This window comes from Streptomyces sp. NPDC001606, from assembly GCF_053596835.1.
On record NZ_JBSFHC010000001.1, the window covers coordinates 417,047 to 439,345 of the forward strand.

General features: G+C 73.4%; 17 protein-coding genes. 8 read left to right on the forward strand and 9 right to left on the reverse strand.

Translation table 11 applies throughout. From position 1 onward, the window contains the following. Nucleotides 1-47: 47 nt before the first annotated feature. A complete protein-coding gene (locus ACWCV9_RS01890; protein WP_450783684.1) occupies nt 48-230 on the reverse strand; it encodes a hypothetical protein in 183 nt (60 codons plus the stop codon). 142 nt (nt 231-372) lie between these two features. Continuing rightward, nucleotides 373-759: a DUF6479 family protein gene (locus ACWCV9_RS01895; RefSeq protein WP_450783686.1), complete on the reverse strand. Its 387-nt coding sequence runs from the start codon at nt 757-759 to the stop codon at nt 373-375. A gap of 97 nt (nt 760-856) precedes the next feature. On the opposite strand from ACWCV9_RS01895, the gene ctaD reads away from it, so the two are divergent. Both ctaD and ctaF read left to right on the forward strand, forming a co-directional pair. Next, nucleotides 857-2,539, forward strand: a complete 1,683-nt coding sequence (ctaD, locus tag ACWCV9_RS01900) for an aa3-type cytochrome oxidase subunit I (RefSeq protein ID WP_450783687.1) — start codon at nt 857-859, stop codon at nt 2,537-2,539. Continuing rightward, complete coding sequence (ctaF, locus tag ACWCV9_RS01905) at nt 2,536-2,919, forward strand: aa3-type cytochrome oxidase subunit IV (protein ID WP_450783688.1); 384 nt, start codon at nt 2,536-2,538, stop codon at nt 2,917-2,919. Before ctaD ends, ctaF begins: the two co-directional genes overlap by 4 nt. Here the strand turns inward: ctaF and qcrB are convergent. The 3 genes from qcrB to ACWCV9_RS01920 form a co-directional block, all read right to left on the reverse strand. Continuing rightward, nucleotides 2,855-4,348 carry a cytochrome bc1 complex cytochrome b subunit gene (qcrB, locus tag ACWCV9_RS01910; RefSeq protein WP_450783689.1) on the reverse strand — a complete coding sequence of 498 codons (1,494 nt, stop codon included), beginning with the start codon at nt 4,346-4,348 and terminating at the stop codon, nt 2,855-2,857. The two genes, ctaF and qcrB, sit on opposite strands and share 65 nt — an antisense overlap. Next, a complete protein-coding gene (locus tag ACWCV9_RS01915) occupies nt 4,345-4,620 on the reverse strand; it encodes a hypothetical protein (RefSeq protein WP_450783690.1) in 276 nt (91 codons plus the stop codon). The genes qcrB and ACWCV9_RS01915 overlap by 4 nt, the downstream gene beginning before the upstream one ends. A 185-nt stretch (nt 4,621-4,805) precedes the next feature. Continuing rightward, nucleotides 4,806-7,250: a SpoIIE family protein phosphatase gene (locus ACWCV9_RS01920; protein WP_450783692.1), complete on the reverse strand. Its 2,445-nt coding sequence runs from the start codon at nt 7,248-7,250 to the stop codon at nt 4,806-4,808. 321 nt (nt 7,251-7,571) lie between these two features. Between ACWCV9_RS01920 and ACWCV9_RS01925 the strand changes: the two genes are divergently transcribed. Further along, entirely contained in the window at nt 7,572-9,722 is a 2,151-nt protein-coding gene (locus ACWCV9_RS01925; RefSeq protein WP_450783693.1) for a SpoIIE family protein phosphatase, read from the forward strand. 116 nt (nt 9,723-9,838) lie between these two features. On the opposite strand, the gene ACWCV9_RS01930 is transcribed toward ACWCV9_RS01925, so the two are convergent. Next, entirely contained in the window at nt 9,839-11,218 is a 1,380-nt protein-coding gene (locus tag ACWCV9_RS01930; protein WP_450784223.1) for a S1 family peptidase, read from the reverse strand. Between the two features lie 666 nt (nt 11,219-11,884). Between ACWCV9_RS01930 and ACWCV9_RS01935 the strand changes: the two genes are divergently transcribed. The 4 genes from ACWCV9_RS01935 (at nt 11,885) to ACWCV9_RS01950 (ending at nt 18,055) form a co-directional block, all read left to right on the forward strand. Next, nucleotides 11,885-12,103: a type A2 lantipeptide gene (locus tag ACWCV9_RS01935; protein ID WP_361695101.1), complete on the forward strand. Its 219-nt coding sequence runs from the start codon at nt 11,885-11,887 to the stop codon at nt 12,101-12,103. 102 nt (nt 12,104-12,205) lie between these two features. Then, nucleotides 12,206-13,012, forward strand: a complete 807-nt coding sequence (locus tag ACWCV9_RS01940; RefSeq protein ID WP_450783694.1) for an HlyD family efflux transporter periplasmic adaptor subunit — start codon at nt 12,206-12,208, stop codon at nt 13,010-13,012. Beyond that, nucleotides 13,009-15,234, forward strand: a complete 2,226-nt coding sequence (locus ACWCV9_RS01945; protein WP_450783696.1) for an NHLP family bacteriocin export ABC transporter peptidase/permease/ATPase subunit — start codon at nt 13,009-13,011, stop codon at nt 15,232-15,234. Before ACWCV9_RS01940 ends, ACWCV9_RS01945 begins: the two co-directional genes overlap by 4 nt. Before the next feature lies 1 nt (nt 15,235). Next, the gene (locus tag ACWCV9_RS01950) at nt 15,236-18,055 is read left to right on the forward strand and encodes an NHLP bacteriocin export ABC transporter permease/ATPase subunit (RefSeq protein ID WP_450783697.1); all 2,820 of its coding nucleotides are present in this window, start codon (nt 15,236-15,238) and stop codon (nt 18,053-18,055) included. A gap of 8 nt (nt 18,056-18,063) precedes the next feature. Here the strand turns inward: ACWCV9_RS01950 and ACWCV9_RS01955 are convergent, their stop codons facing one another. The 3 genes from ACWCV9_RS01955 to ACWCV9_RS01965 all read right to left on the reverse strand — a co-directional run bounded on the left by ACWCV9_RS01955 (nt 18,064) and on the right by ACWCV9_RS01965 (nt 21,020). Further along, nucleotides 18,064-18,678: an FMN-binding protein gene (locus ACWCV9_RS01955; RefSeq protein WP_450783698.1), complete on the reverse strand. Its 615-nt coding sequence runs from the start codon at nt 18,676-18,678 to the stop codon at nt 18,064-18,066. A 44-nt stretch (nt 18,679-18,722) separates the two neighbouring features. Continuing rightward, complete coding sequence (locus ACWCV9_RS01960) at nt 18,723-20,054, reverse strand: ferredoxin reductase family protein (RefSeq protein ID WP_450784224.1); 1,332 nt, start codon at nt 20,052-20,054, stop codon at nt 18,723-18,725. 123 nt (nt 20,055-20,177) lie between these two features. Beyond that, on the reverse strand, nt 20,178-21,020 hold the full coding sequence (locus tag ACWCV9_RS01965) for a ribonuclease BN (protein WP_450783699.1): 843 nt from the start codon (nt 21,018-21,020) through the stop codon (nt 20,178-20,180). Nucleotides 21,021-21,220: 200 nt separating this feature from the next. Here ACWCV9_RS01965 and ACWCV9_RS01970 point away from each other — a divergent pair, with 200 nt between their 5' ends. Continuing rightward, complete coding sequence (locus ACWCV9_RS01970) at nt 21,221-22,276, forward strand: MGDG synthase family glycosyltransferase (RefSeq protein ID WP_450784225.1); 1,056 nt, start codon at nt 21,221-21,223, stop codon at nt 22,274-22,276. The last annotated feature ends 23 nt before the right edge of the window (nt 22,277-22,299 follow it).

The following is a 22,299-nucleotide window of genomic DNA, read 5'->3' on the forward strand; positions in this document are numbered from 1 at the left end:
CGCCGCCAGCCGGTCACCGTGGGCGAGGACGGGCGGGTGCAGGAGGTTCAGTCCTCGCCGCGCACGATGTTGTCCTCGGCTGCCGGGCCCTGCCGTCCGGTGCCGGCGCCGGTCACGACGGCGGGCAGACAGGTGCGCACCGCCCCGTCCCGTCGGCGTCCGGTCTTCGTCCGGCCGGTCTCGGCGCGGGGGGCGGCTTTGTCACTGGTCTGCGCGGTCACGTCGGTCATCTTCCTTCTGCGTCCCCGCGCCCGGCGGAAGGCTCTCCTGTTTCCGCCGGGCCCTGTGGGGCGCGTGTGCGATGTGTTCGGCCGGGTCCCCGCGCCGGGGGGTTCCGAAACCTTGCCGGTCGGCGGTCAGGCGCGGTGCCGGTCAGGTGCGGCCGCCGCCCCCGCCGCCGAAGGACCCGCTGGACCCGGGCGACCAGCGCGCCCTGCGCTGGTCGTCGGCCCGGCGGCTGCGGATGTTGCCGAGCTGGTGGGGCGTCAGACGCTCACTCTCGTCCGCCGCCCGCGGCACCTCGTGCGGCTCCCGCATCTCGCTGACCTCGCGGACCGGCCCGGTCGGCGGCAGCACGGGCTGCTCCTCGGGCCGTGGCGGCGCCGGTTCGCGCTCGCGCACCTTGAAGCCGAGACGGAAGGCCCAGATGAGTCCGGCGGCACAGGCGACCCCGGCGGCCAGGATGAGGACGTATCCGAAGACCTGGGCACCGGCGGCTGCTTCGGACCTGACGTGGCTGGCGTACATGGCGATGTCCATGTGCCCCGGGTACCCACCCGGGCCGCGCGTACGACCGGGGGTGTGCAGGGCGTGGCGCTGCCGGGGCCGGGGCCGGCCGCGAGTAGCGTCACCAGGGATGACCGAAACGCCCGATGTGCCGGAAACCCATGAGATCGTCGTCCGCTACCTGGCCCCCGCCCCGCGGCCCGGCCGGACCCTGCTGCGCTGGCTCGCCACCACGGACCACAAGGTGATCGGCCGGCTGTACATGGTGACGTCGTTCTGCTTCTTCCTGTTCGCCGGGCTGCTGGCGCTCGGGATGCGTGCCGAACTGGCGCGGCCGGGGCTCCAGTTCCTGAGCCTGCACGGCTACGACCAGTTCTTCACGATCCACGGCACGATCATGATGCTGCTGTTCGCGACCCCGATGTTCGCCGGGTTCGCCAACGCCGTCATGCCGCTCCAGATCGGTGCGCCGGACCTGGCGCTGCCCCGGCTGAACGCGCTGTCGTACTGGATGTACCTGTTCGGGGCGCTGATGGTGGTGTCCGGTTTTCTGGTGCCGGGCGGGGCCGCCGCGTTCGGCTGGTTCGCCTACGCGCCGCTGAACAGCGCCTACTTCTCGCCCGGCGCGGGCGGCGACCTGTGGGCGATGGGCCTGGTGGTCACCGGTGTGTCGACGACCCTGACCGCGGTCAACTTCATCACCACGATCGTGGCCCTGCGCGCCCCTGGGCTGACCATGTTCCGGATGCCGATCTTCACCTGGAACGTGCTGTTCACCTCGATCCTGATCCTGCCCGCGTTCCCGGTGCTGACGGCCGCGCTGCTGGCGCTGGAGGCGGACCGGAAGTTCGGTGCGCATGTGTTCGACGCGGCGAACGGGGGCGCGCTGCTGTGGCAGCACCTGTTCTGGTTCTTCGGGCATCCGGAGGTCTACATCGTGGCGCTGCCGTTCTTCGGGATCATCTCGGAGATCGTCCCGGTGTTCTCCCGCAAGCCGCTGTTCGGCTATCTGCCGATGATCGGCGCGACCATCGCGATCACGATGCTGTCGGCGGTGGTGTGGGCGCACCACATGTTCGCCACGGGCGCGGTGCTGCTGCCGTTCTTCTCCGTGATGTCGTTCCTGATCGCGGTGCCCACCGGCATCAAGTTCTTCGCCTGGATCGGGACGATGGTGAACGGGTCGGTGTCGTTCGAGACACCGATGCTGTGGGCGATGGGCTTCCTGATGTCCTTCCTGCTCGGCGGGTTGAGCGGGGTGCTGATCGCCTCCCCGCCGCTGGACTTCCATCTCACCGACACCTACTTCATCGTGGCGCACCTGCACTATGTGCTGTTCGGCACCGTGGTGTTCGCGATGTTCGCGGGGTTTTACTTCTGGTGGCCGAAGTTCACCGGGAAAATGCTGGACGAGCGGCTCGGCAAGGTGCACTTCTGGCTGCTGTTCCCGGCGTTCCAGCTGACCTTCCTGGTGCAGCACTGGCTGGGCGAGGCGGGGATGCCGCGCCGGTACGCCGACTATCTCCCGTCGGACGGGTTCACGCTGCTCAACACCCTGTCGTCGGCGGGCGCGTTCCTGCTCGGCGTCTCCACCCTGCCGTTCCTGTACAACGTCTGGCGCACGGCGGCGAAGGGCGAGCGGGTCGGCGCCGACGACCCCTGGGGCTGGGGCCGGGGCCTGGAGTGGGCCACCTCCTGTCCGCCGCCCCGGCACAACTTCACGGCGCTGCCCCGGATCCGCTCCGAGTCGCCCGCGTTCGACCTGCACCATCCGGAGGTCGACAGTCCGGCCGGGGAGGAGCTGGCACGATGAAGGCCGAGTCGATGCTGTTCGGCGGGGTCGCGCTGTTCTTCGGCGGGTCGGCCGCGCTGTACGGGGTGTGGTCGGGCGACGAGACCGGCACCGTGGCCCTGGTCGTCGCGTGTGGGATGGCGGGGCTGGTGTCGTTCTTCTGCCTGATCCAGTTCCGGCGGCGGGGCGCCCGCGCGCAGGACCGGACGGAGGCGGAGGTCGCGGACGCCGCGGGGCCGGTGGCGTTCTTCCCGGACGAGAGTGTGTGGCCGGTCGTCACCGCGCTGGGATTCGCGGTGACGGCGACCGGCGTGGTCTACGGGCTGTGGCTGTTCCTCATCGGGCTGGGCGTTCTGGCTCGCGGGGTGTACGGGATGGTGTTCCAGTACGCGCGCCGGTGAGCGGCTTGCGCGGGGCGCCGGGCCGGAACGACTCGACGGGCTCGTGGTCGCTGTCGTAGCCGCCGGAGACGCTCTGCGTGACCTCCCCGGTGGGCACGCCCTCCTCGAGCCGCTCGCGCTCGGCCTCGGTGAGGGCCCGGCACAGCCAGCGGGTCACCGTGAAGGCCAGCAGGGGCGCCACGATCAGGGCGATGCGCAGCACCCAGGTGAGGGCGTTCACGGAGATGTGGAAGGTCTGGGCGATCACGTCGTTTCCGCCGGCCAGCAGCAGGACGACGTAGAACACCGTGCCGGCCACGCCGAGCCCGGTGCGCACGGGGCGTTCACGGGGCCGGTCGCACAGGTGCTGCTCGCGCTGCCGCTCCCCCGTCAGGCGCTGCTCCACGAACGGATAGGCGTACAGGACCGCGAAGAGCAGGCCGGGCAGCACGACGGCCGGGAGCAGCACGTTCCACATGAAGGTGTGCCCGGCGACCGTGGTCTCCCACGGCGGTACGAGGCGCAGCGCGCCCTCCAGGAAGCCGACGTACCAGTCGGGCTGGGAGCCGGTGGAGGCCTGGTCGGGGCGGTAGGGGCCGTAGACCCAGACGGGGTTGATCTGCGCCAGGCCGGCGAGCAGCACCAGGACGCCGGAGACGGTGAGGGCCAGGCCGGTGGAGGACGCCGCGAACTGCGGGACCAGGGGCTTGCCGACGGAGTTGCGGTTGGTGTGCCCGGGGCCGCGCCAGTGGGTGTGCTTGAGGTAAAACACCAGGATCAGGTGCACGGTGACCAGGCCGATCAGGATGCCGGGCAGCAGCAGGATGTGCACGGGGTAGAGCCGGGTGATGATGTCGTGGCCGGGGTACTGGCCGCCGAAGACGAAGAACGCGACGTACGTGCCGACCACCGGGAGCGAGGCCATGATCCCCTGGGCGATGCGCAGGCCGGTCCCGGAGAGCAGGTCGTCGGGGAGCGAGTAGCCGGCGAACCCCTCGGCGAGCGAGACGACGAACAGGGTGAGCCCGATGACCCAGTTCGCCTCGCGGGGCCTGCGGAAGGCGCCGGTGAAGAAGATCCGCAGCATGTGGGTGCCGATGGCGGCGACGAAGACCAGCGCGGCCCAGTGGTGGGTCTGCCGCATCAGCAGTCCGCCGCGGACGTCGAAGCTGATCCGGAGGGTGGAGTCGAAGGCCTCCGACATCCGGACCCCGCGCAGGGGCGGGTACGGGCCCGCGTAGACGACCTCGCGCATCTCCGGCTTGAAGAACAGCGTCAGCCAGACCCCGGTGACGATGAGCACCAGCAGGCTGTACAGGGCGATCTCGCCGAGCAGGAAGGACCAGTGCTCGGGAAACGCCTTGCGCAGCAGCGAGCCGCCCTCGGTGAGCGGCAGTCTGGCGTCGACGGCGTCGGCGAGCCGTTCGGCGCGGCGGGCAGCGCCCCTCACAGCTCCTCCGGGGCCGCCGCCGCCCGCTCCACCTCCTCCTCGATCTCGGCGCGCGGCCGGCCCGTCTGCTTGGCGTACTCACTCACCGCGGTCTGCACGTCCCGGGCCAGGTCCCGCCAGGCCCGCAGGGCGGTCTCGTAGGTGCCCGACTGGGCACCGGTCATCCCCCGCTCGGCGGGCGGGCCATAGGTGCTGCGCAGCTCCTCGACGGTGGCGTGTGCCGCCTCGGCCGCGCGCTGCTTCTGCACCAGTTCCTCGAAGGTGTGTGCCACACCACTCGACCCTAGGCACGCGGACCGGAATGCGCCTGTCCAACGACCCGGGAAGCACCCGTGTGGCGGCCGCAGGCCCGCGCCGACCGTCCAGAACGAGCCCGTCCGGGACGAGCCGGCAGCCCCCAAGCGGCCAGACGAAAGCACACGCCCATCCCGGACGAGCCGCCCGGCCGGAGGGCGTCTCAGGGGTCGGGGGTGAGTTCTGCCCAGACCTGTTTGCCGCCGCTGACCGGGACCGTTCCCCAGGCAGCCGAGACCGCTTCGACCAGGAGGATGCCTCGGCCACCGGTGGCTTCCCAGCCGATGTCGGTGGGCTTGACCGGGCTGCGGGGGGAGGTGTCGGCGACGGCGAGCCGCAGCCGGTGGTTGACCAGGCTGAGGTCGAGCCGGACCGGGCCGTCGGTGTGCACCAGCGCGTTGGTGACGAGTTCGGAGACGATCAGCAGGGCCGCGTCCATCGTGTCCGGCGAGACGTTCCAGGTGCGCAGGGTGCGCCGGGTGAAGCGGCGGGCGTGCCGGGCGGCCTCCGGCACCCGCCACACCGTCCAGCTCTCCCGCAGCGGGCAGACGGCCAGGCCGTCGTAGCGCATCAGCAGCAGGGCGACGTCGTCGCCGCGGTGCGCGCCCGCGAGCAGGGTGTCGGCGACCTGGCCGAGGTGGGCGGGGTCGGCGGCGGCGAGGTCGTGGGCGAGCCGGTCCATGCCGGTGTCGAGGTCGGTGTCGGGGGACTCCACCAGCCCGTCGGTGGTCAGCGCGAGCAGCGTGCCGGGGGTGAGCCGCAGCGGGGTCATCGGGAACTCGGCCCGGTCCAGCACGCCGAGCGGCGGTCCGCCCTCGGACCCCACGGTCTCGGTGCCGCCGTCCGGGTGGCGCAGCAGCGGCGGCAGGTGGCCGGCCCGCACGATCCAGGCGGTGCCCTGCTCCATGTCGACGTCGACGTAGGCGCAGGTGGCGAAGAGGTCGGTCTCCATCTCCAGCAGCAGCCGGTTGGCGTGGGCGACGACCACGTCGGGGGCGTGGCCCTCGGTGGCGTAGGCGCGCAGCGCGGTGCGCATCTGGCCCATCAGGGTGGCGGCGCCCGCGTTGTGGCCCTGGACGTCGCCGATGACGAGGGCCACGTGGTTGTCGGCGAGCGGGATCACGTCGTACCAGTCGCCGCCGACCTCCAGCCCCGCGGTGGTGGGCAGGTAGCGGGCCACGGCGACCGCGCCGGGCAGCCGGGGCAGCCGGCGCGGCAGCAGGGTGCGCTGGAGCATGCCGACGAGCTCGTGCTCGGCGTCGAAGGCGTGGGCGCGCAGCAGGGCCTGTCCGGTCAGACCGGCGCAGGCGGTGAGCAGGGCCCGTTCGTCGGCGCCGAACTCGTGCGGGTCGTCCCAGCCGATCAGGCAGGCGCCGGCCATCCGGCCGCCGGCGGGCAGCGGCAGCACGGCGAGGCCGCCGGGGCCCACCTCGGCGAGCGCGGGTTCGAGCGGGCTGCCGGCGGGCCAGATGCGGGCGCGGCCCTGGCGCAAGGCGGCGGCGAGGGTGGGCATGGCGCGCACGGGCGCGTCGGGCCACTCGGTGCGCCACTCGCTGCGCCACACCTCGGGCCAGGACTCGGGTTCGGGCGGGTCGAGGACGGTGACGACGAGCCGGTCGTTCTCGAGTTCGGCGAGCGCGATCCGGTCGGCCTGGAGCGGTCGGCGCAGGGCGGCGACGACGGCCTTGCCGACGTCCTTGACGGTGCCGGCGGTGGCGAGGGCGGCGGCCAGCCGCTGCACCCGGGCCACGTCGGTGACGTCCGACCGCAGGGTGGAGGCGTCGGCGACGGTGCCGACGAGCCGGGCGGGGCGGCCCTCCCCGGCGGGCAGCAGCCGGCCGCGCAGCCTGAGCCACCTGGGGGGCCCGGAGGCCTGGCGGACGCGGAACTCCAGTTCGCGGTCGCCGATGGTCATGTGGTCGGCCTCGACGACGGACATCAGGGCGGGCAGGTCCTCGGGCACGGTGAGGGCGAGCAGTGTCTCCACCCGGCCGTCGAAGGCGTCCCGGCCGATGCCGAACAGCCGCAGCAGAGCGTCGCCGACGTCGATCCGCCCGGTGTCCATGGACAGGCTGAAGGCGTCGGCGGTCAGCTCGCCGTTGTCGGTGACGGCCGCCGCGGCGGGTACGGCGACCGCCTGGGCGATCCGGCGCAGACAGGCCCGGTCGTCGGTGCCGAAGCCGCCGGGCTGCTCGCTCACCGCGAGCAGGCAGCCGCCGTCGCGGCCGCCGAGCGGCAGGGCGGCCACCGAGAAGTCCCGGGCGGGGGTGCGGCGCGCCTCGGGGCAGTCGGCCAGCTCCGCCGGGCCGAGCCACAGCGGCCGACCGGTGCGGTGCGCCTGGGCGGCCGGGGAGCCGCTGGTGACCGGATAGCCGTCCTTGAGCCCGTACAGGGTGCGGGGCAGCCCCGCCGACTCGGCCAGCCACAGCACCGCGGGATCGCCGCCCGGCGCGTACACCCCGGCGAACGCCGCCCCGGCGAACACCAGCGCCTGTTCCAGGACACGGCGCAGGCGGTCGGGTGCCCCGGGGTCCGCGGCGAGTGTCTCCAGGGCGATTTCGGCGCGCTCGGCTCTGGTTCCGTGTACCGCGGCGCCCTCACTGACCACGCCGCCATTACAGCGCTTATACGACCGCCGCGCAGCCCCTGTGCCGATCCCCCTGGGGCCCCGGCGGCGCTTTCGCGGCGGCGGCCCGTGGACCTCGATCGAAACCAAGGTGCGCGGGGGCGCACATGCGGTGTGCGTACGCCGCCCCGCGCTTCGCCTGCCCACGCATGGGCCGGGGCGGGCGGGGTATACGAATTGCCCCCCGAGGCCTTGTAAGCGCAGGTCGGGTGGCGTGGCGGGGCACGGACGGAGCGCTCGCCGTGCGCCGGGCGCGCCCGCGAGGGAGCCTGGAGCGCGGGGCGCCGCGCGCCGTACGAGGAGGTGGTCGGCGTGTCCGACGGGCCGGGGCCGAGACGGGCGCCCGCGGCCGGCCAACTGCCGACCGGCCGGCCGGTGCTGTCGCTCGCGCTGGTCTCCCTGCTGGAGGAGGTGCACGCGCACTCCGGCGCCGTCTATCTGCTCCGGCCGGACGAACCGGTGCTGGAGATGGCGGTGAAGGCGGGCATGCCCAGGGCCTTCACGGCACCCTGGGAGCGGGTGGGGCTGAGCGCGCCGATCCCGGTCGCGGAGGCGGTGCGCGAGCGGCGGCTGGTCTGGGTGAGCGGCGAGGAGGAGATGGCCCGCCGCTTTCCGCGGATCGCGGTGGTGCTGCCGTACCCGTTCGCGCTGGCCGCCGCGCCCGTGGCGACCGCGCGGAAGGTGTACGGCGCGCTGTTCGTGACCTGGCCCGGCGCGCATCCGCCGGAGCTGTCCGAGGGCGAGCGCAGGCATCTGACGGCGGCCTGCGAGCGGCTGGCGTTGCGGCTGGAGCGGGCCGCCGCGGAGAACCGGCCGATCACCCACGAGGCCGATGTGCTCGCGGCGCCCGTGCCGGGCATGGGGAACACGCTGGGCTCGGTGGAGGCGGCGCGGATGGTGGCCCGGCTGCCGTACGGGCTGGTGTCGCTGGATCTGCACGGCCGGATCGGCTTCGTCAACCAGGCCGCCGCCGAGCTGCTGGGCAAACCGCCGGACCACCTGCTCGGCACGCTGCCGTGGGTGTCGGTGCCCTGGCTGAACGACCCGATGTACGAGGACCGCTACCGGGCGGCGCTGATCAGTCAGCAGGTCACCTCGTTCGTGGCGCTGCGTCCGCCGGGCGAGTGGCTGTCGTTCCGGCTGTATCCGAACACGACCGGGCTGAGTGTGCGGATCAGCCGGGCCCGGGCGGTGGCCGAGATGGCGCGCGCCGCCCCGCCGACGGGGTCGGGGCCGTCCCGTCTGGTGACGATCTCGCAGGTGCTGAGTCTGGCGGGCGCGCTGACCGAGGCGGTGGGGGTGCACGACGTGATCCAGCTGGTCTGGGACGAGGTGGCCCCGGCGGTCGGCAGTCAGGCGCTGGTGATGCTCGGCACCGAGGGCGGCCGGCTGCATGTGCTGGGACACCGGGGGTACGGCGACCCGCACATCGTGGAGCGGTTCAACGGGCTGCCGCTGTCCGAGCGGACCCCGGGCACCCAGGCGCTGAACAGCGGCGTGCCCGGGTTCTTCGACTCGCGGGAGCAGCTGGAGCGGCTGTACCCGAACCGCGGCGAGACCCCGGACGGCTTCGCGGCCTGGGCCTATCTGCCGCTGATCGCGTCCGGGCGGCCGGTGGGCACCTGTGTGCTGGCCTACGCCGAACCGCATGTCTTCCCCGCCGACGAGCGTGCGGTGCTGACGTCGCTCGGCGGGCTGATCGCCCAGGCCCTGGAGCGGGCCCAGCTGTACGACGCCAAGCACCGGCTCGCCCATGGGCTGCAACAGGCGCTGCTGCCGCACACGCTGGTGCCGCCGCCGGGCATCGAGGCCGCCGCCCGCTATCTGCCGGCCATGCACGGCATGGACATCGGCGGGGACTTCTACGACCTGGTGCCGACCGGGCCGTTCTCGGCGGCGGCGATCGGGGACGTACAGGGCCACAATGTGCGGGCGGCGGCTCTGATGGGGCAGATCCGTACCGGGGTCCGCGCGTACACCACGGTCGGGCAGGCGCCGCACGAGGTGATGAGCAGCACCAACCGGCTGCTGATCGACCTCGGCGCGGAGCTGTTCGCCAGCTGTCTGTATCTGCGGCTGGACCCGGCGCGGGGCCGGGCCGTGATGGCGCGGGCGGGGCATCCGCCGCCGCTGCTGCGACGGCCCGACGGGCGGGTGCGGGTGCTGGACCTGGCCGGCGGTCCGCTGCTGGGCATCGACGCGGAAGCCGTCTATCCGACGACCGAGGTGTCCCTCGCGCCCGGTTCGGTCCTGGTCCTCTACACGGACGGGCTGGTGGAGTCTCCGGGTGCCGACATCGAGGACGCCCTGGTCGAGCTGGGCGGGCTGCTCGCGGAGGCCGGTGATCAGCCGTTGGAGAGCCTCGCGGACGAGGTGATCCGGCACAGCGCGGCGGCCCGGGAACGGGTGGACGACGTGGCGGTGCTGTTGCTGCGGGCCCACGCCGACGGCTGAGTCGCGCGGCGGTCGGCGGAGCCCGAGCCGGTGGCCCGGCCCTCCCGCCGGAGGGCCGGGCCGGGCCCTGCCGGCCGGAACCGCGCGGGGCCGGCAGGGCGTTCGGGGGACCGGGCTCAGCGGGTGCCGGTGAGGGACGAGGTCCCGTTGCCGTCCGCGGAGCCGGCGCCGGACCCGTCGCTCGCCGAGCCGCCGCCGGACTGGTCGCCGGCCGGGGCCGACGGGTCGGCGCTGCCGCCGCTCTGGGCGCCGCCGGCCGCGGAGCCGGACTGGTCGCCCGCACCCGACTGGTCGCCCGCGCCGTTGCCGTTGCCGTTGTTGCCCGCGTTGCCGTTGTTGCCGGCGTTGCCCGCGTTGCCGCCGTCCCCGAGGGTCGCGCCGGTGGCCTGGAGGGCGGCGGTGACCGGCTGGAAGAAGGTCTCGCCGCCGTTGGTGCAGTCGCCGCTGCCGCCGGAGGTGAGGCCGACCGCGCCGCCGTCCTGGGTGAACAGGGAGCCGCCGCTGTCCCCGGGCTCGGCGCAGACGTTGGTCTGGATCAGGCCGTTGACGGTGTCGACGCCGTTCGGGTCGGTCTCGCTCTGGAAGTTGACGGTGGCGTCGAGGCCGGTGACCTGGCCGTCGTGCAGCCCGGTCGTGGAGCCCATGCGGAACACGGTCTCGCCGACGGTGGCGTCGGCCGCCTGGGTGATCTGCACGGTCTGGCCGTTGCCGGTGTTGACCTCGCTCGACGTCTGGGTGTTCGGGTCGTCGTACTTGACGAGCGAGAAGTCGTTGCCGGGGAAGACCGCCTGGTCGACGGTGGCGATGGGCTGGCCGGTCTGGGAGTCGGACCACTGCTTGGCGGCGACGCCGCAGTGACCGGCCGTCAGGAAGGCGGGGCTGCCGTCGGAGGCGGTGACGTTGAAGCCGAGGGAGCAGCGGACGCCGCCCGCTTGCGTCTGGGCGAAGATGGCGTCGCCGCCGGAGACGAAGGTCTTGAAGGTGCCGCCGGACCGCTTCAGGGTCGCCATGCCGGAGCCGAGGCCCTGCACGGTGGACTGGAGCTGGTTCCACCGGGCGCCGGTGACCGTGGAGTCGGCGGTGACCAGGACCTTGTTGGTGCGCGGGTCGATGGCCCACGAGGTGCCGGGGATGGTCGCCTTGGTCTTCAGGGTCCGCGCGGCCGCCTTGAGCTGCCGGGTGCTGTGGTCCACCGTGCGGACGGCGGCGCCGGCCTGCTCGGCTCGGGCGGCGGCCTTGGCGTCGCCGCGCACGACGTTGACGACCAGCTGCTGCTTGGCGCTGTCGTAATAGGTGCCGGCGACCGCGTCGCCGAGGGTCTTCTGCAACCGGGCGGCGAGGCCCGAGGCCTGAGTCGCCTTCAGGGTCCGGGCGGTGCCGGTGGCGCCGGCGGACCCGCCCCGGTCCTGGGAGGCGTTGGCGTTGGGGAGCAGGAGGGCCGCCGCTCCGAGCGCCGCGACACCGCCCACCGCTATCGCGGCCTTGCGCTTGGGCATTCGCTTGTGACTCAAACTTCTCGACCTCCTGGGGACGGGGGTCTGCCGTTCATGGGCTCTCGCTCCATGGGCAGTTCGTGCCTGACAGTTCGTTCGTTGGCGGCGCCTGGATGGCCGTACGTACGCAGCCGACGGGCGGTGCGTTCAGTTCCGCTTCCCGGCGGCCGGACCGGCGGGGTGAATCGGCCACGTTCCGCGATCCGGGACTGACACGCACGGCTACCGATCGGTAACGGTCAGCTGTGGACACGGAGCGGAATCCCTGCTTCAGGGAATCTGCACATCGAATGCTCAACCAGGTCACCGGCCCCGCCGTATCTGCACATCCCCTTACCGCGGGTCACACCATTGGCGCGGAGTGCCGGATTCGCCGCGCGGCGGGCAAGGCCGCCGGTGCGACGATGCCGTGCGGCATGTGAAGGAGTCGCCGACAAGGTGTGGGCGGACCTGCACGGATCCGTGCGTCTCCGCGACAAACTGCCTGGTGGGCGCCCTGGTTGATTGGAAGCGGGCGCCGCCTGCGTGCTTTGATCCATCGCACCGCAGGGCTCGCCCCGGCGCCCGCTCCACGGGTGCCCGGCGCCCCCGGTTCCGCGGCCGTCCGTCTGTCCCCAGAGGGGGCCGCTCTCCCCCTTGTGAAATACCCATATGAAGGGAAGTTCCATCATGAACTCCACCCCCCAGGTCGAGACCGTCGAGATCTCGGACGCCGAGCTGGACAACGTCTCCGGCGGCCTGTCCTCCAACACCCTCAACAGCACCCTGGGCACCGTGAACGAGATCGCCCCGGGCGTGAACGGCCTGGTCAACACGGTCGTCGGCACCGTCGAGGGTGTGACCGGTCTGAACACCGCCCCGATCAACGGCCTGGTTGCCGGTCTCTGATCGCACCGCGTCGCCGATGAGTCCCGGAGCCGGTTCCCGGTTCCGGGACTCATCGATGCCCTGAAACACCAGCAACTCCCCCACAGGTGAGGGAAGTTCCCCGTGCAGTTCCGCCAACAGGCCCTCGCCAAGCTCCAGTCGCCCGAGGAGCTGGACCTTCCGGTGCGGCTCGCCCGCCCGCAGGGCTGGCTCGCGCTCGGTGTCACCGTCGCCGTCATGGCGGCCGCCTCGGTGTGGGCGGTGACCGGTTCCGTCGCCTCCACGGTGAGCGCGCAGGCCGTCCTCACCCACGCGCAGGGCAGTTACCTGTTGCAGAGTCCGGTGGCCGGCCAGGTCACGGCCGTCGAGGCCCGCCAGGGCGAACGGCTCCCGGCGAACGCGCCGGTCCTCAGGGTCCGTACCGCGCAGGGCGATTCCCTCGTCCGTACGGTCGCCGCGGGCCGGGTCACCGCGCTCGCCGCCACCATCGGGCAGATCATCCAGACCGGTACGAACGTCGCGGCGGTGGAGAAGGTCGCGCACACCTCCGATCCGCTGTACGCGACCGTGTACGTCCCCGCCGAGAACGCCGCCGCCATCCCCGCGCACGCCCCCGTCGACCTCACCGTCTCCTCGGTGCCCGCCCAGACGTACGGCGTGCTGCGCGGCCATGTGAAGTCGGTGGACCGCACCGCGCAGTCCGCCCAGTCGATCTCCTCCTTCCTCGGGGACAGCCAGCTCGGCGCGCAGTTCACCCGCACGGGCCGCCCGGTGGCCGTCCTGGTCGAGCTGGACCGGTCGGCCGGCACCAGGAGCGGCTACCGCTGGTCGACCAGCGACGGCCCGCCGTACCGGCTCGACTCCATGACCCTCGCCTCCGCCTCGATCCGGCTGGCCGACCAGCACCCCGTCGATTGGCTGCTCCCGTGAGCCCCACCGCACAGGACACCCGCGGCCGCAGACGCGCCGCCCCCGCCAAGCGGCCGGTCCCCAAGGCGCGTGCGGGCACGGTCCGTACGCCCAGCGTGCTCCAGATGGAGGCCGTCGAGTGCGGCGCCGCCTCCCTCGCGATGGTCCTCGGCCACTACGGCCGGCATGTGCCGCTGGAGGAGCTGCGCATCGCCTGCGGTGTCTCCCGCGACGGCTCGCGCGCCTCCAACCTGCTCAAGGCCGCCCGCAGTTACGGCCTGACGGCCAAGGGCATGCAGATGGACCTGGCCGCCCTCGCCGAGGTCAGGGCGCCGGCCATCCTCTTCTGGGAGTTCAACCACTACGTCGTCTACGACGGCATGGGCCGCCGACTGGGCCGCCGCGGGGTGTACATCAACGACCCCGCCAAGGGCCGCCGGTTCGTGCCCATGGAGGAGTTCGACGGCAGCTTCACCGGTGTGGTGCTGGTGCTGGAGCCCGGCGACGGCTTCACCCGGGGCGGGCGCAAGCCCGGTGTGCTCGGCGCGCTGCCCGCCCGGCTGCGCGGCACCGCGGGCACCCTGCCCGCCGCCGTGCTGGCCAGCCTGCTGCTGGTGGCGGTCGGTGCCGCCGTACCCGCGCTGAGCCGCACCTACATCGACATGTTCCTCATCGGCGGGCAGACCTCGCTGCTCGGTGTGCTGTTCACGTCGATGGCCGCCTGTGTGCTGCTCACCCTGGTGCTGACCTGGCTCCAGCAGGCCAACCTGCTGCACGGCCGGATCATCTCCTCCACCCTCTCCAGCGCCCGCTTCCTGCGCCATCTGCTGCGGCTGCCGGTGACGTTCTTCGCCCAGCGCTCCCCCGCCGACCTGGTGCAGCGCCTCCAGTCCAACGACCAGGTCGCGGAGACCCTGGCCCGCGACCTCGCCGCGGCCGGCGTGGACGCGATCGTCGTCGTGCTGTACGCGGTCCTGCTCTACACCTACGACCCGCAGCTGACGTTCGTCGGCATCGGCGTGGCCCTGCTCAACGTGGTGGCCATGCGGCTGGTCGTACGGCTGCGCGCGACCCGTACGGCGAAGCTGCGGGCGGACACGGCGCGGCTGACGAACACCTCGTACACCGGACTTCAGCTGATCGAGACGATGAAGGCGACCGGCGGCGAGGACGGCTACTTCCGCAAGTGGGCCGGGCAGCACGCCGCCACGCTGGAGGAGCAGCAGCGGCTCGGCGTGCCGAGCGCCTGGCTGGGGGTGGTGGCACCCACCTTGGCCACGTTCAACAGCGCGCTGATCCTGTGGATCGGCGGTCTGCGCGCGGTCGAGGGGCATATCTCGGTCGGTCTGCTGGTCGCCTTCCAGGCGCTGGTCACCCGGTTCACCGCACCCCTCACCCGGCTCAACGGGGTCGCGGGCCGCATCCAGGACTTCGCCGCGGACGTGGCCCGGCTGAAGGACGTGGAGAACTTCCAGGCCGACCCGCTCTACGCCCGCCCCGGCGGCGCCGACTCCACCCGCCGGCTGCACGGGCACGTCGAGCTGGAGAACGTCACCTTCGGCTACAGCCCCCTGGACAAGCCGCTGCTCAGCGGCTTCGACCTGACCGTCGGCCCCGGGCAGCAGGTGGCCCTGGTGGGCGGCTCGGGCAGCGGCAAGTCGACGGTCTCCCGCCTCATCTCCGGCCTGTACGCGCCGTGGGACGGGGTGATCCGCATCGACGGCCGCCGGCTGGAGGACATCCCGCGCGGCGCGCTCGCCGCGTCCGTCTCCTTCGTGGACCAGGACGTGTTCCTCTTCGAGGGCTCGGTCCGCGACAACGTGGCCCTGTGGGACCCGTCCGTGCCCGACGACGCCGTGGTGGAGGCGCTGAAGGACGCGGCCCTGTACGACGTGGTGATGCGCCGTCCCGGCGGCATCCGCAGCAGGGTCGAGCAGGACGGCCGCAACTTCTCCGGCGGTCAGCGCCAGCGCCTGGAGATCGCCCGGGCGCTGGTGCGCCGGCCGAGCATCCTGGTGCTGGACGAGGTGACCAGCGCGCTGGACGCGGAGACCGAGCAGGTGGTGATGGACAACCTGCGCCGCCGCGGCTGCGCCTGCGTGGTGATCGCGCACCGGCTGAGCACGGTCCGCGACAGCGACGAGATCGTGGTGCTCCAGCACGGCACGGTGGTCGAGCGCGGGCGGCACGAGGAGCTGGTGGCGCTCGGCGGCACCTACGCGGCACTGGTCAGGGAGCGGTGAGATGACGACCGTCGGCGAAGGCGACCTGGTGCTCGGTGCGCTGGGGTCCATGGGCGCACGGCTCGACTGCGCCGGCTACAACCGGCTGGACCTGGAGGGTCCGCAGGTGCTGTGGCTGGTCGCGGCCGGCGCCCTGGACCTGTACGCGGTGGACGCCGCCCAGCAGGGTCACTGGCACCACCTCGGCCGGCTGGAGGCGGGCACGCTGCTGCTCGGCCCGGTCGCCGGCCCGGAGCACACCCTGGTGGCCCGGCCGGTCCGGGACTGCGTGGTGCACCGGATCGGCCTGCGGGAGCTGTACCAGCCTGCCGACACGCACACCTGGTCGTACGACGAGTACGGCAACCCCCAGTACGTGCCGCCCACCACCAGCCCGCTGGAGTACGCCCTCGCGCTCGGCGTCGGCCGCGGTCTGTCGGTGCTCTTCCAGGCCCCGATGGCCGAGGAGCGCGGGCAGATGCCCGCGGACGACGAGGTGTTCTGGATGCAGGTGCCGCCAGGCAGCGTCCAGTACGGCTCCCTGTACGGCGCGGAGGCCGCCGCCGACCTGCTGATGGACCCGGCGCTGTGGCAGTCCCTGGTCGACCAGCAGTACCGGCTGCTGACCGCGCTGGACCGGTGGATCGAGCAGCTGGAGCGCACCCACGAGCACCGCACGGCCGCCGGCATCAAGGCCGGTGAGGCGGTCCGCGCCCAGGCCGACCAGACCCTGCTGGCCTCCATCGGCAAGCGCTCGGCGGCCCCCCGGACCACGACCGCCGACGCGGACGCCACCTATGCGGCGTGCCGGCTGGTCGCCGAGGCGGCCGGGATCACGCTCGCCGAGCCCGCGCAGAGCGGCGGCGAGAGCGAGCGGCTCGACCCGGTGGAGCGGGTGGCGCTCGCCTCCCGGGTGCGGACCCGGGCAGTACGGCTGGACGGGCGCTGGTGGCGGGAGAACGTGGGCCCGCTGGTCGGCCACCGGGCACTGTCCGGGGCGCCGGTCGCCCTGCTGTGGCGGCGCGGCGGCTATGTGGCCGTCCATCCGGGCACCGGCCGGGAGACGCCGGTCGAGAAGGCGAACGCGGAGGAGTTCGAGCCGCGCGCGGTGATGTTCTACCGGCCGCTGCCGGACCGCCGGCTCGGTCCGTTCGGCCTGCTCCGGTTCGCTCTGCGCGGCACCCGCGGCGATCTGCTGAACCTGCTGCTCGCCGGGCTGGTGACGGTGGCCATCGGCGCGCTGGTGCCGATCGCGACGGGCAAGGTGCTCGGCGAGTACGTACCGCGGGCGCAGACCGGCCTGATCGTCCAGGTGTGCCTCGCGGTGATGGTGAGCGGCGTGGTGGCGGCCGCCTTCACGCTGCTGGAGAACCTGTCCATCCTCCGGCTGGAGGGCCGTATCGAGGCGGCTTTGCAACCGGCCGTCTGGGACCGGCTGCTCAGGCTGCCCACCCGCTTCTTCACCCAGCGCTCCACCGGTGAGCTGGCCAGCGCCGCCATGGGCGTCAGCGCGATGCGCCGGCTGCTGGCGGGCGTCGGCCCGGTGGTCGCCCAGTCGGTGACGGTCGGCGCGATGAACCTCGGCCTGCTGCTCTGGTACGACGTGCCGATGGCGCTCGCCGCGCTCGGCATGCTCACCGTGATCGCGGCCGTGTTCCTGGGGCTCGGGCTGTGGCAGGTGCGCTGGCAGCGGCGGCTCGTGGTGCTCGGCAACAAGCTGAACAACCAGGCGTTCCAGACTCTGCGGGGCCTGCCCAAGCTGCGGGTCGCGGCGGCCGAGAACTACGCGTACGCGGCCTGGGCCCGGGAGTTCGCGCGCAGCCGGGAGCTCCAGCAGAAGGCCGGCCGGATCAAGAACCTCACCACGGTGCTCGGCGCGGTCTACCTCCCCGTCGTCACCCTGGTGATGTTCATGCTGCTGGCGGGCCCGGCCAAGGGCGCCATGTCCGCGGCGGACTTCCTCACCTTCAACACCTCGGTGACGATGGTGCTGACCTCGGTCACCCAGCTGACCGGTGCCTTCGTCTCCGCGGTGGCGGCGCTGCCGCTGTTCGAGGAGATCCGCCCGGTGCTGGACGCGTCCCCGGAGGTGCGCACGGCGAGCACCCGCCCGGGCCCGCTGTCCGGCGCCCTGGAGGCCCGGCGGCTGTCCTTCCGGTACGCCGACGACGGCCCGCTCGTGCTGGACGACGTGTCCTTCGCCGTCCGGCCGGGCGAGTTCGTGGCGATCGTGGGGCCGAGCGGCTGCGGCAAGTCGACGCTGCTGCGCCTGCTGATCGGCTTCGACAAGCCGGTCTCCGGCAGCGTCCTGTACGACGGCCAGGACCTGGCGGCGCTCGACCAGTCGGCGGTGCGCCGCCAGTGCGGGGTGGTCCTCCAGCACGCGCAGCCCTTCACCGGCTCGATCCTGGACGTCATCTGCGGCACCGAGCCGTACACGCCGGAGGAGGCGATGGCGGCGGCCGAGCTGGCGGGGCTCGCGGAGGACATCAAGCGGATGCCGATGGGCCTGCACACCATCGTGGCCGGGAGCGGCGCGATCTCCGGCGGCCAGCGGCAGCGCCTGATGATCGCTCAGGCGCTGATCCGGCGGCCGCGGATCCTGTTCTTCGACGAGGCGACCAGCGCCCTGGACAACGACACCCAGCGCATCGTCATCGACAGCACCCGCAAGCTGAACGCCACCCGGGTCGTCATCGCCCACCGGCTGTCGACGGTGCTGGACGCCGACCGGGTGATCGTGATGGAGGACGGCAAGGTGGTCCAGCAGGGCACCCCGGCCGAACTCCTCGCCGACACCACAGGCCGACTGCACGAGCTGGTCCGCCGCCAGCTGGCCTGAACCGCGGCTCAGATCCCGGCCTGGTCCAGGGCGCTCTGGAGGGACTGCTTGTATCCGGCGCTGGTGTAGGTGGCGCCGGAGACGCTGTCGATGTCCGCGCTCTGCGCCGTGAGCGTCTCCTGGTTCAGCCGCGGGACGGCGGTGGCGGAGATCTGCTGGCTGCGTGCCGCGTCGTCCGGGGACCGGAGGGCGGTCGCACCGGTGATCCGGCCGCCGGTGAGGGTGATCCGCACCTGCACCGGTCCGTACCGGGTCTGGGCCGTGGCGCCGGTGACGGAGCGGCTGGCGGGGGCGGCCGGGGTGGTCCTCGGGGCGGCGGGGGCGCTGCTCGTCCGGGCCGGGGCGGGCGACGGCGGCCTGCTGCGCGCGGCGGCGGACGCGGTGTGCTTCCTGCCGGGCGTCTTCGACGGCTTGGCCGACGCCGACGCCGGTACCGACGGGGAGGGCGTGACCGGCGGCCCGGAGGGGGAGGCCGAGGCCACCGCGATACCGCCGGAGGCGGGCAGGCCGGCCTGCGCCAGGGACGGGTCGGTCGTCGGTTTGAGCGCCAGCAGCAGCACGACGCCGGAGACGGTACCGACGGTGGCTAGCAGGGCGTGCCGGAATGGGTGCCTCTTTCTCACGCCGGCTCCAGCGCGTCCGGGAGATCGGATGTCACAGTGCCGCCTCAGAACTCGAAGGACTCGTGGTGGATACGGCGGTGCGGCACACCGGCCTCGCGGAGGGCGGCGTACGCCTCCTCGGCCAGCCCGGGCGGTCCGCACAGGTACACGTCGTGCCGGTCGACATCGGGCACGACATGGCGCAGCAGCCGCGCGGTGATCGGGGTGCGGCGGCCGTCCGGCCCGTTCACCACGTACCGCAGCCGCGCCCCGCGCTCGTCCGCGATCGCCTCCAGCTCGGCGCTGAGGGCCAGCTCATCGGGGGTGCGGGCCCGGTAGAGCAACGTCAGGTCCCCGGGTGCGCCGGGCAGGGTCTCGAACAGGGCGCGCAGCGGGGTGATGCCCGCGCCGCCCGCGAGGAGCAGCACCTTGCCGCGACTGCGGCGGGCGGCGGTCATCGCCCCGTACGGGCCTTCCGCCCAGACCCGGGTGCCCGGCCGCAGGCCGGCCAGCGCCGCGCTGTGCCCGCCGGCCGCCTTGACGGTGATCCGCAGCAGGTCCGGGCGGGGCGGGGCGGACAGCGAGTACGGGTTGGCGCTCCCGCGCAGCCCCCGGGCGAGGAACCGCCAGCGGAAGAACTGGCCCGCCTCGGCCCCGAGCCGGTGCAGCCGACGGCCCCGGATGAGCACCGAGACCACGCCCGGCGCCTCCGGCACGACCGACTCGACGCGCATGCGGTGCCGCAGGTTGAGCCGCACGGGGGTGAGGACGCGGTACCACAGCAGCAGGACGCCGACCGTGCCGTAGAGGGCGTACCAGGCCGCGCGGGCGGTGGCGTGGCCGGCGAACTCGTCGCCGGTGGCGAGCTGGTGCCAGAAGGCGAGGTAGACCGCGGCGTAGGTGAGCAGGTGCAGGTGGTACCAGAGCTCGTAGCGCATACGACGGCGCAGCGCACCGGCGGAGACCAGGCCGACCAGGAGCAGCAGGAGGGTGCCGACGGCCGCCTGGATCATGTCCGGGTAGCCGGTGACCACGTCGGCCGTCTGCGCCAGGACGCCGGTGTGTGCCTGGAGGGCGTAGCCGTAGAGGGTCAGTGCGACATGGGCGACGGTCAGGGTCAGCGCGTATCGGCCGGTTCTCGCGTGCCAGCGCGCCACCCGGTCGGAGCCGACCCGGCGCTCGAGGGCCGGGACGCGCGCCATCTGGCCGATCACCAGGGCGATCGTGTACCCGGCGAGCAGTCCGGTGATCCGGCCCGCGTTGACCAGCCGGTCGGCGGCGGTCGGGGCGACGGCCGGGGTGGTGCGCCACCACAGCCAGAGCACGGCGGCCGCGCCCGCCCAGGCGAGGAGCAGCAGAGGCGCGGCCGGGGAGCGCCGTGGCCGGATGCGGCGCATGGCCTGCCGCCGTCCCGCCCGGCTGTGCTGGATCGTCGTCAAGGGTGATCTTTCGGTCGCCTGCGCGTGAGTCCGGGGACCATAACCCGGCCGAATGGCCGAAAACCACCCTTGTTGCCTTCCTCACTGCCCCTGGCCCTGCCCCTGGTCCTGCTCGTCGTCCCCCTCCCCGTGCTGCTCCTCGTGGACGGGCATCCAGTGGTGCTCGGTGAACCAGCGGCCGAACAGGGCACCGCCGTAGAGGACGAAGCCGACGCCGATCAGCCAGGACTCGACCACGAGGACGGTGCCGACCGCGCCGTAGCTCAGGGCGTTGGTGACGATGAGCGGGGTGAAGACGAGATAGGAGAAGGCGCGCAGCCCGGCCAGGCCGATGATCGTGGCCACGGCGCCGGGCAGCAGCGAGCGCCAGCGGATCTGGCCGCCCAGCAGGAAGCGCTGCCCCCACCAGAAGAACAGCAGGCCGCTCGCCGTGGACAGCACGATCCGCTGCGCTCCGTGCAGCGCGTTCTTGGTCGCCACCTCCTGGTAGAGGTACGCCATCAGCACCGCCAGCCAGGTCGCCTGCCGCCAGACCCGGTGCCAGGGGCCGGGCACAACGCCCCAGATCCGCTCGTAGCCGTTCTGCACACTGCCCCCGAAGGACACCCCGAAGACGGCGAGCAGGACGCCGCCCCAGACGCTGGTGGTGCCGATGACGTTGCGCGGCGGGCTGATGACGTCGGTGAGGGCCTGTGCGGAGCGGCCCGACAGGCCCATGCCGTCGGTCAGCCAGGAGGCGAAACCGCCCTGGACCAGCGGATCGGCCGCGGCGACCACGATCAGCAGCGGGGCCAGCGTGACCAGGGCGAGGGTGGCGAAGCCCATGGCCCGGTGCATCAGCTCCAGTTCGCGGCCGTGGCGCAGCAGGGCCTCGGCCCTCAGCCACTCCCAAGCGCGGTGCAGGCCGCGCCGCCAGCGCCTCACGGCTCCTCCCGTGCTCCCGCCGCACACCCCTGGGACTCACTGTGGCACGGACCGGGCGGCCCGCCACCGAGGAGAGGGCCACATGGCCGAGTACGACACGGACCGGGCCTCGGCCGTTTCGCCCGGCCTCCGCCGGAGAATCGGATCCCGTGCGTACGTCCGCGGACAGCCCGCGCCGAATCCTGATCGTCAGCGCGAGCATGGGGGCCGGTCATGACACCGTGGCGGCGGAGCTGGCCCGCCGCGCCACGGCGTACGGCCACGAGGCGTTCGTGGTCGATGTGCTGCGGCTGCTGCCGTACGGCCTGGGAACCGCCCTGCGCCGCGGCTACCAGGCGTCGGTGCGGCATGCCCCGTGGGCGTACGCCGGCGTCTACCAGGCGTTCCTGCGCGACGGCGGGCCCAGTCCGCGCCCCGGCGGGGTCCCGTTGGCCCGGCTCGCGGGGGCGCGGCTGACGGAGCTGGTGGACCGGCGGGGCGTCGACGTGGTGGTGCCCGTCTTCCATCTGGCCGCCCAGCTGACCGGCCATCTGCGGGCGCGGGGCGGGCTGCGGGTGCCGAGCGCCGTCTTCCTGCTCGACTTCGCCGTGCACCGGCAGTGGCTGCATCCGGGCAACGACCGCTATCTGTGCCTCACGGACATGGCGGCGGCCCGGGTGCGCCGGTCCCTCGGGACACCGGCGGTGACGACGGGACCGGTCGTCGCGCCGGGCTTCCTGGCGCCGGCCCCCGGAGCGGCCCGGTGGCGCGAGCGCTTCGCCCGCCGGGCGCCGGGCCGGCCGCCGGTGCTGCTGTCGGCGGGCGCCTGGGGAGCGGCCTCCCGTCCGGCCGCGACCGCGCGGCTGCTCGCCGGGGCCGGGTATCTGCCGGTGGTGCTGTGCGGCCGCAACGAACGGCTCCTCGCCCGGCTGCGCCGGGTGCCCGGCCTGCTCGCCCTCGGCTGGGTCGACGACATGCCCGGTCTGCTGGCGGCCTCGGCCGCCCTGCTGGACAACGCCGCCGGCCAGACCGCCGTCCAGGCCCTGGCCACCGGCCTGCCGGTGATCGCCTACCGCCCGCTGCCCGGCCACGGCCTGGAGGGGGTCCGCCAGATGTCCGCCCTCGGCCTGTGCCGCTTCGCCCCGGACGCCCGCACCCTCCTGGACACCCTGCCCGCCCTCACGGCCCCACCCCGCCACCCGGTCGCCCCGCCGGCCCTCTTCCGCAGCGACCCGATGGCGACGGTGGCGGCCCTGGCGGACGGGGACGGGGGATAGCAGCCCGCCGGTGGCCGGCGGTC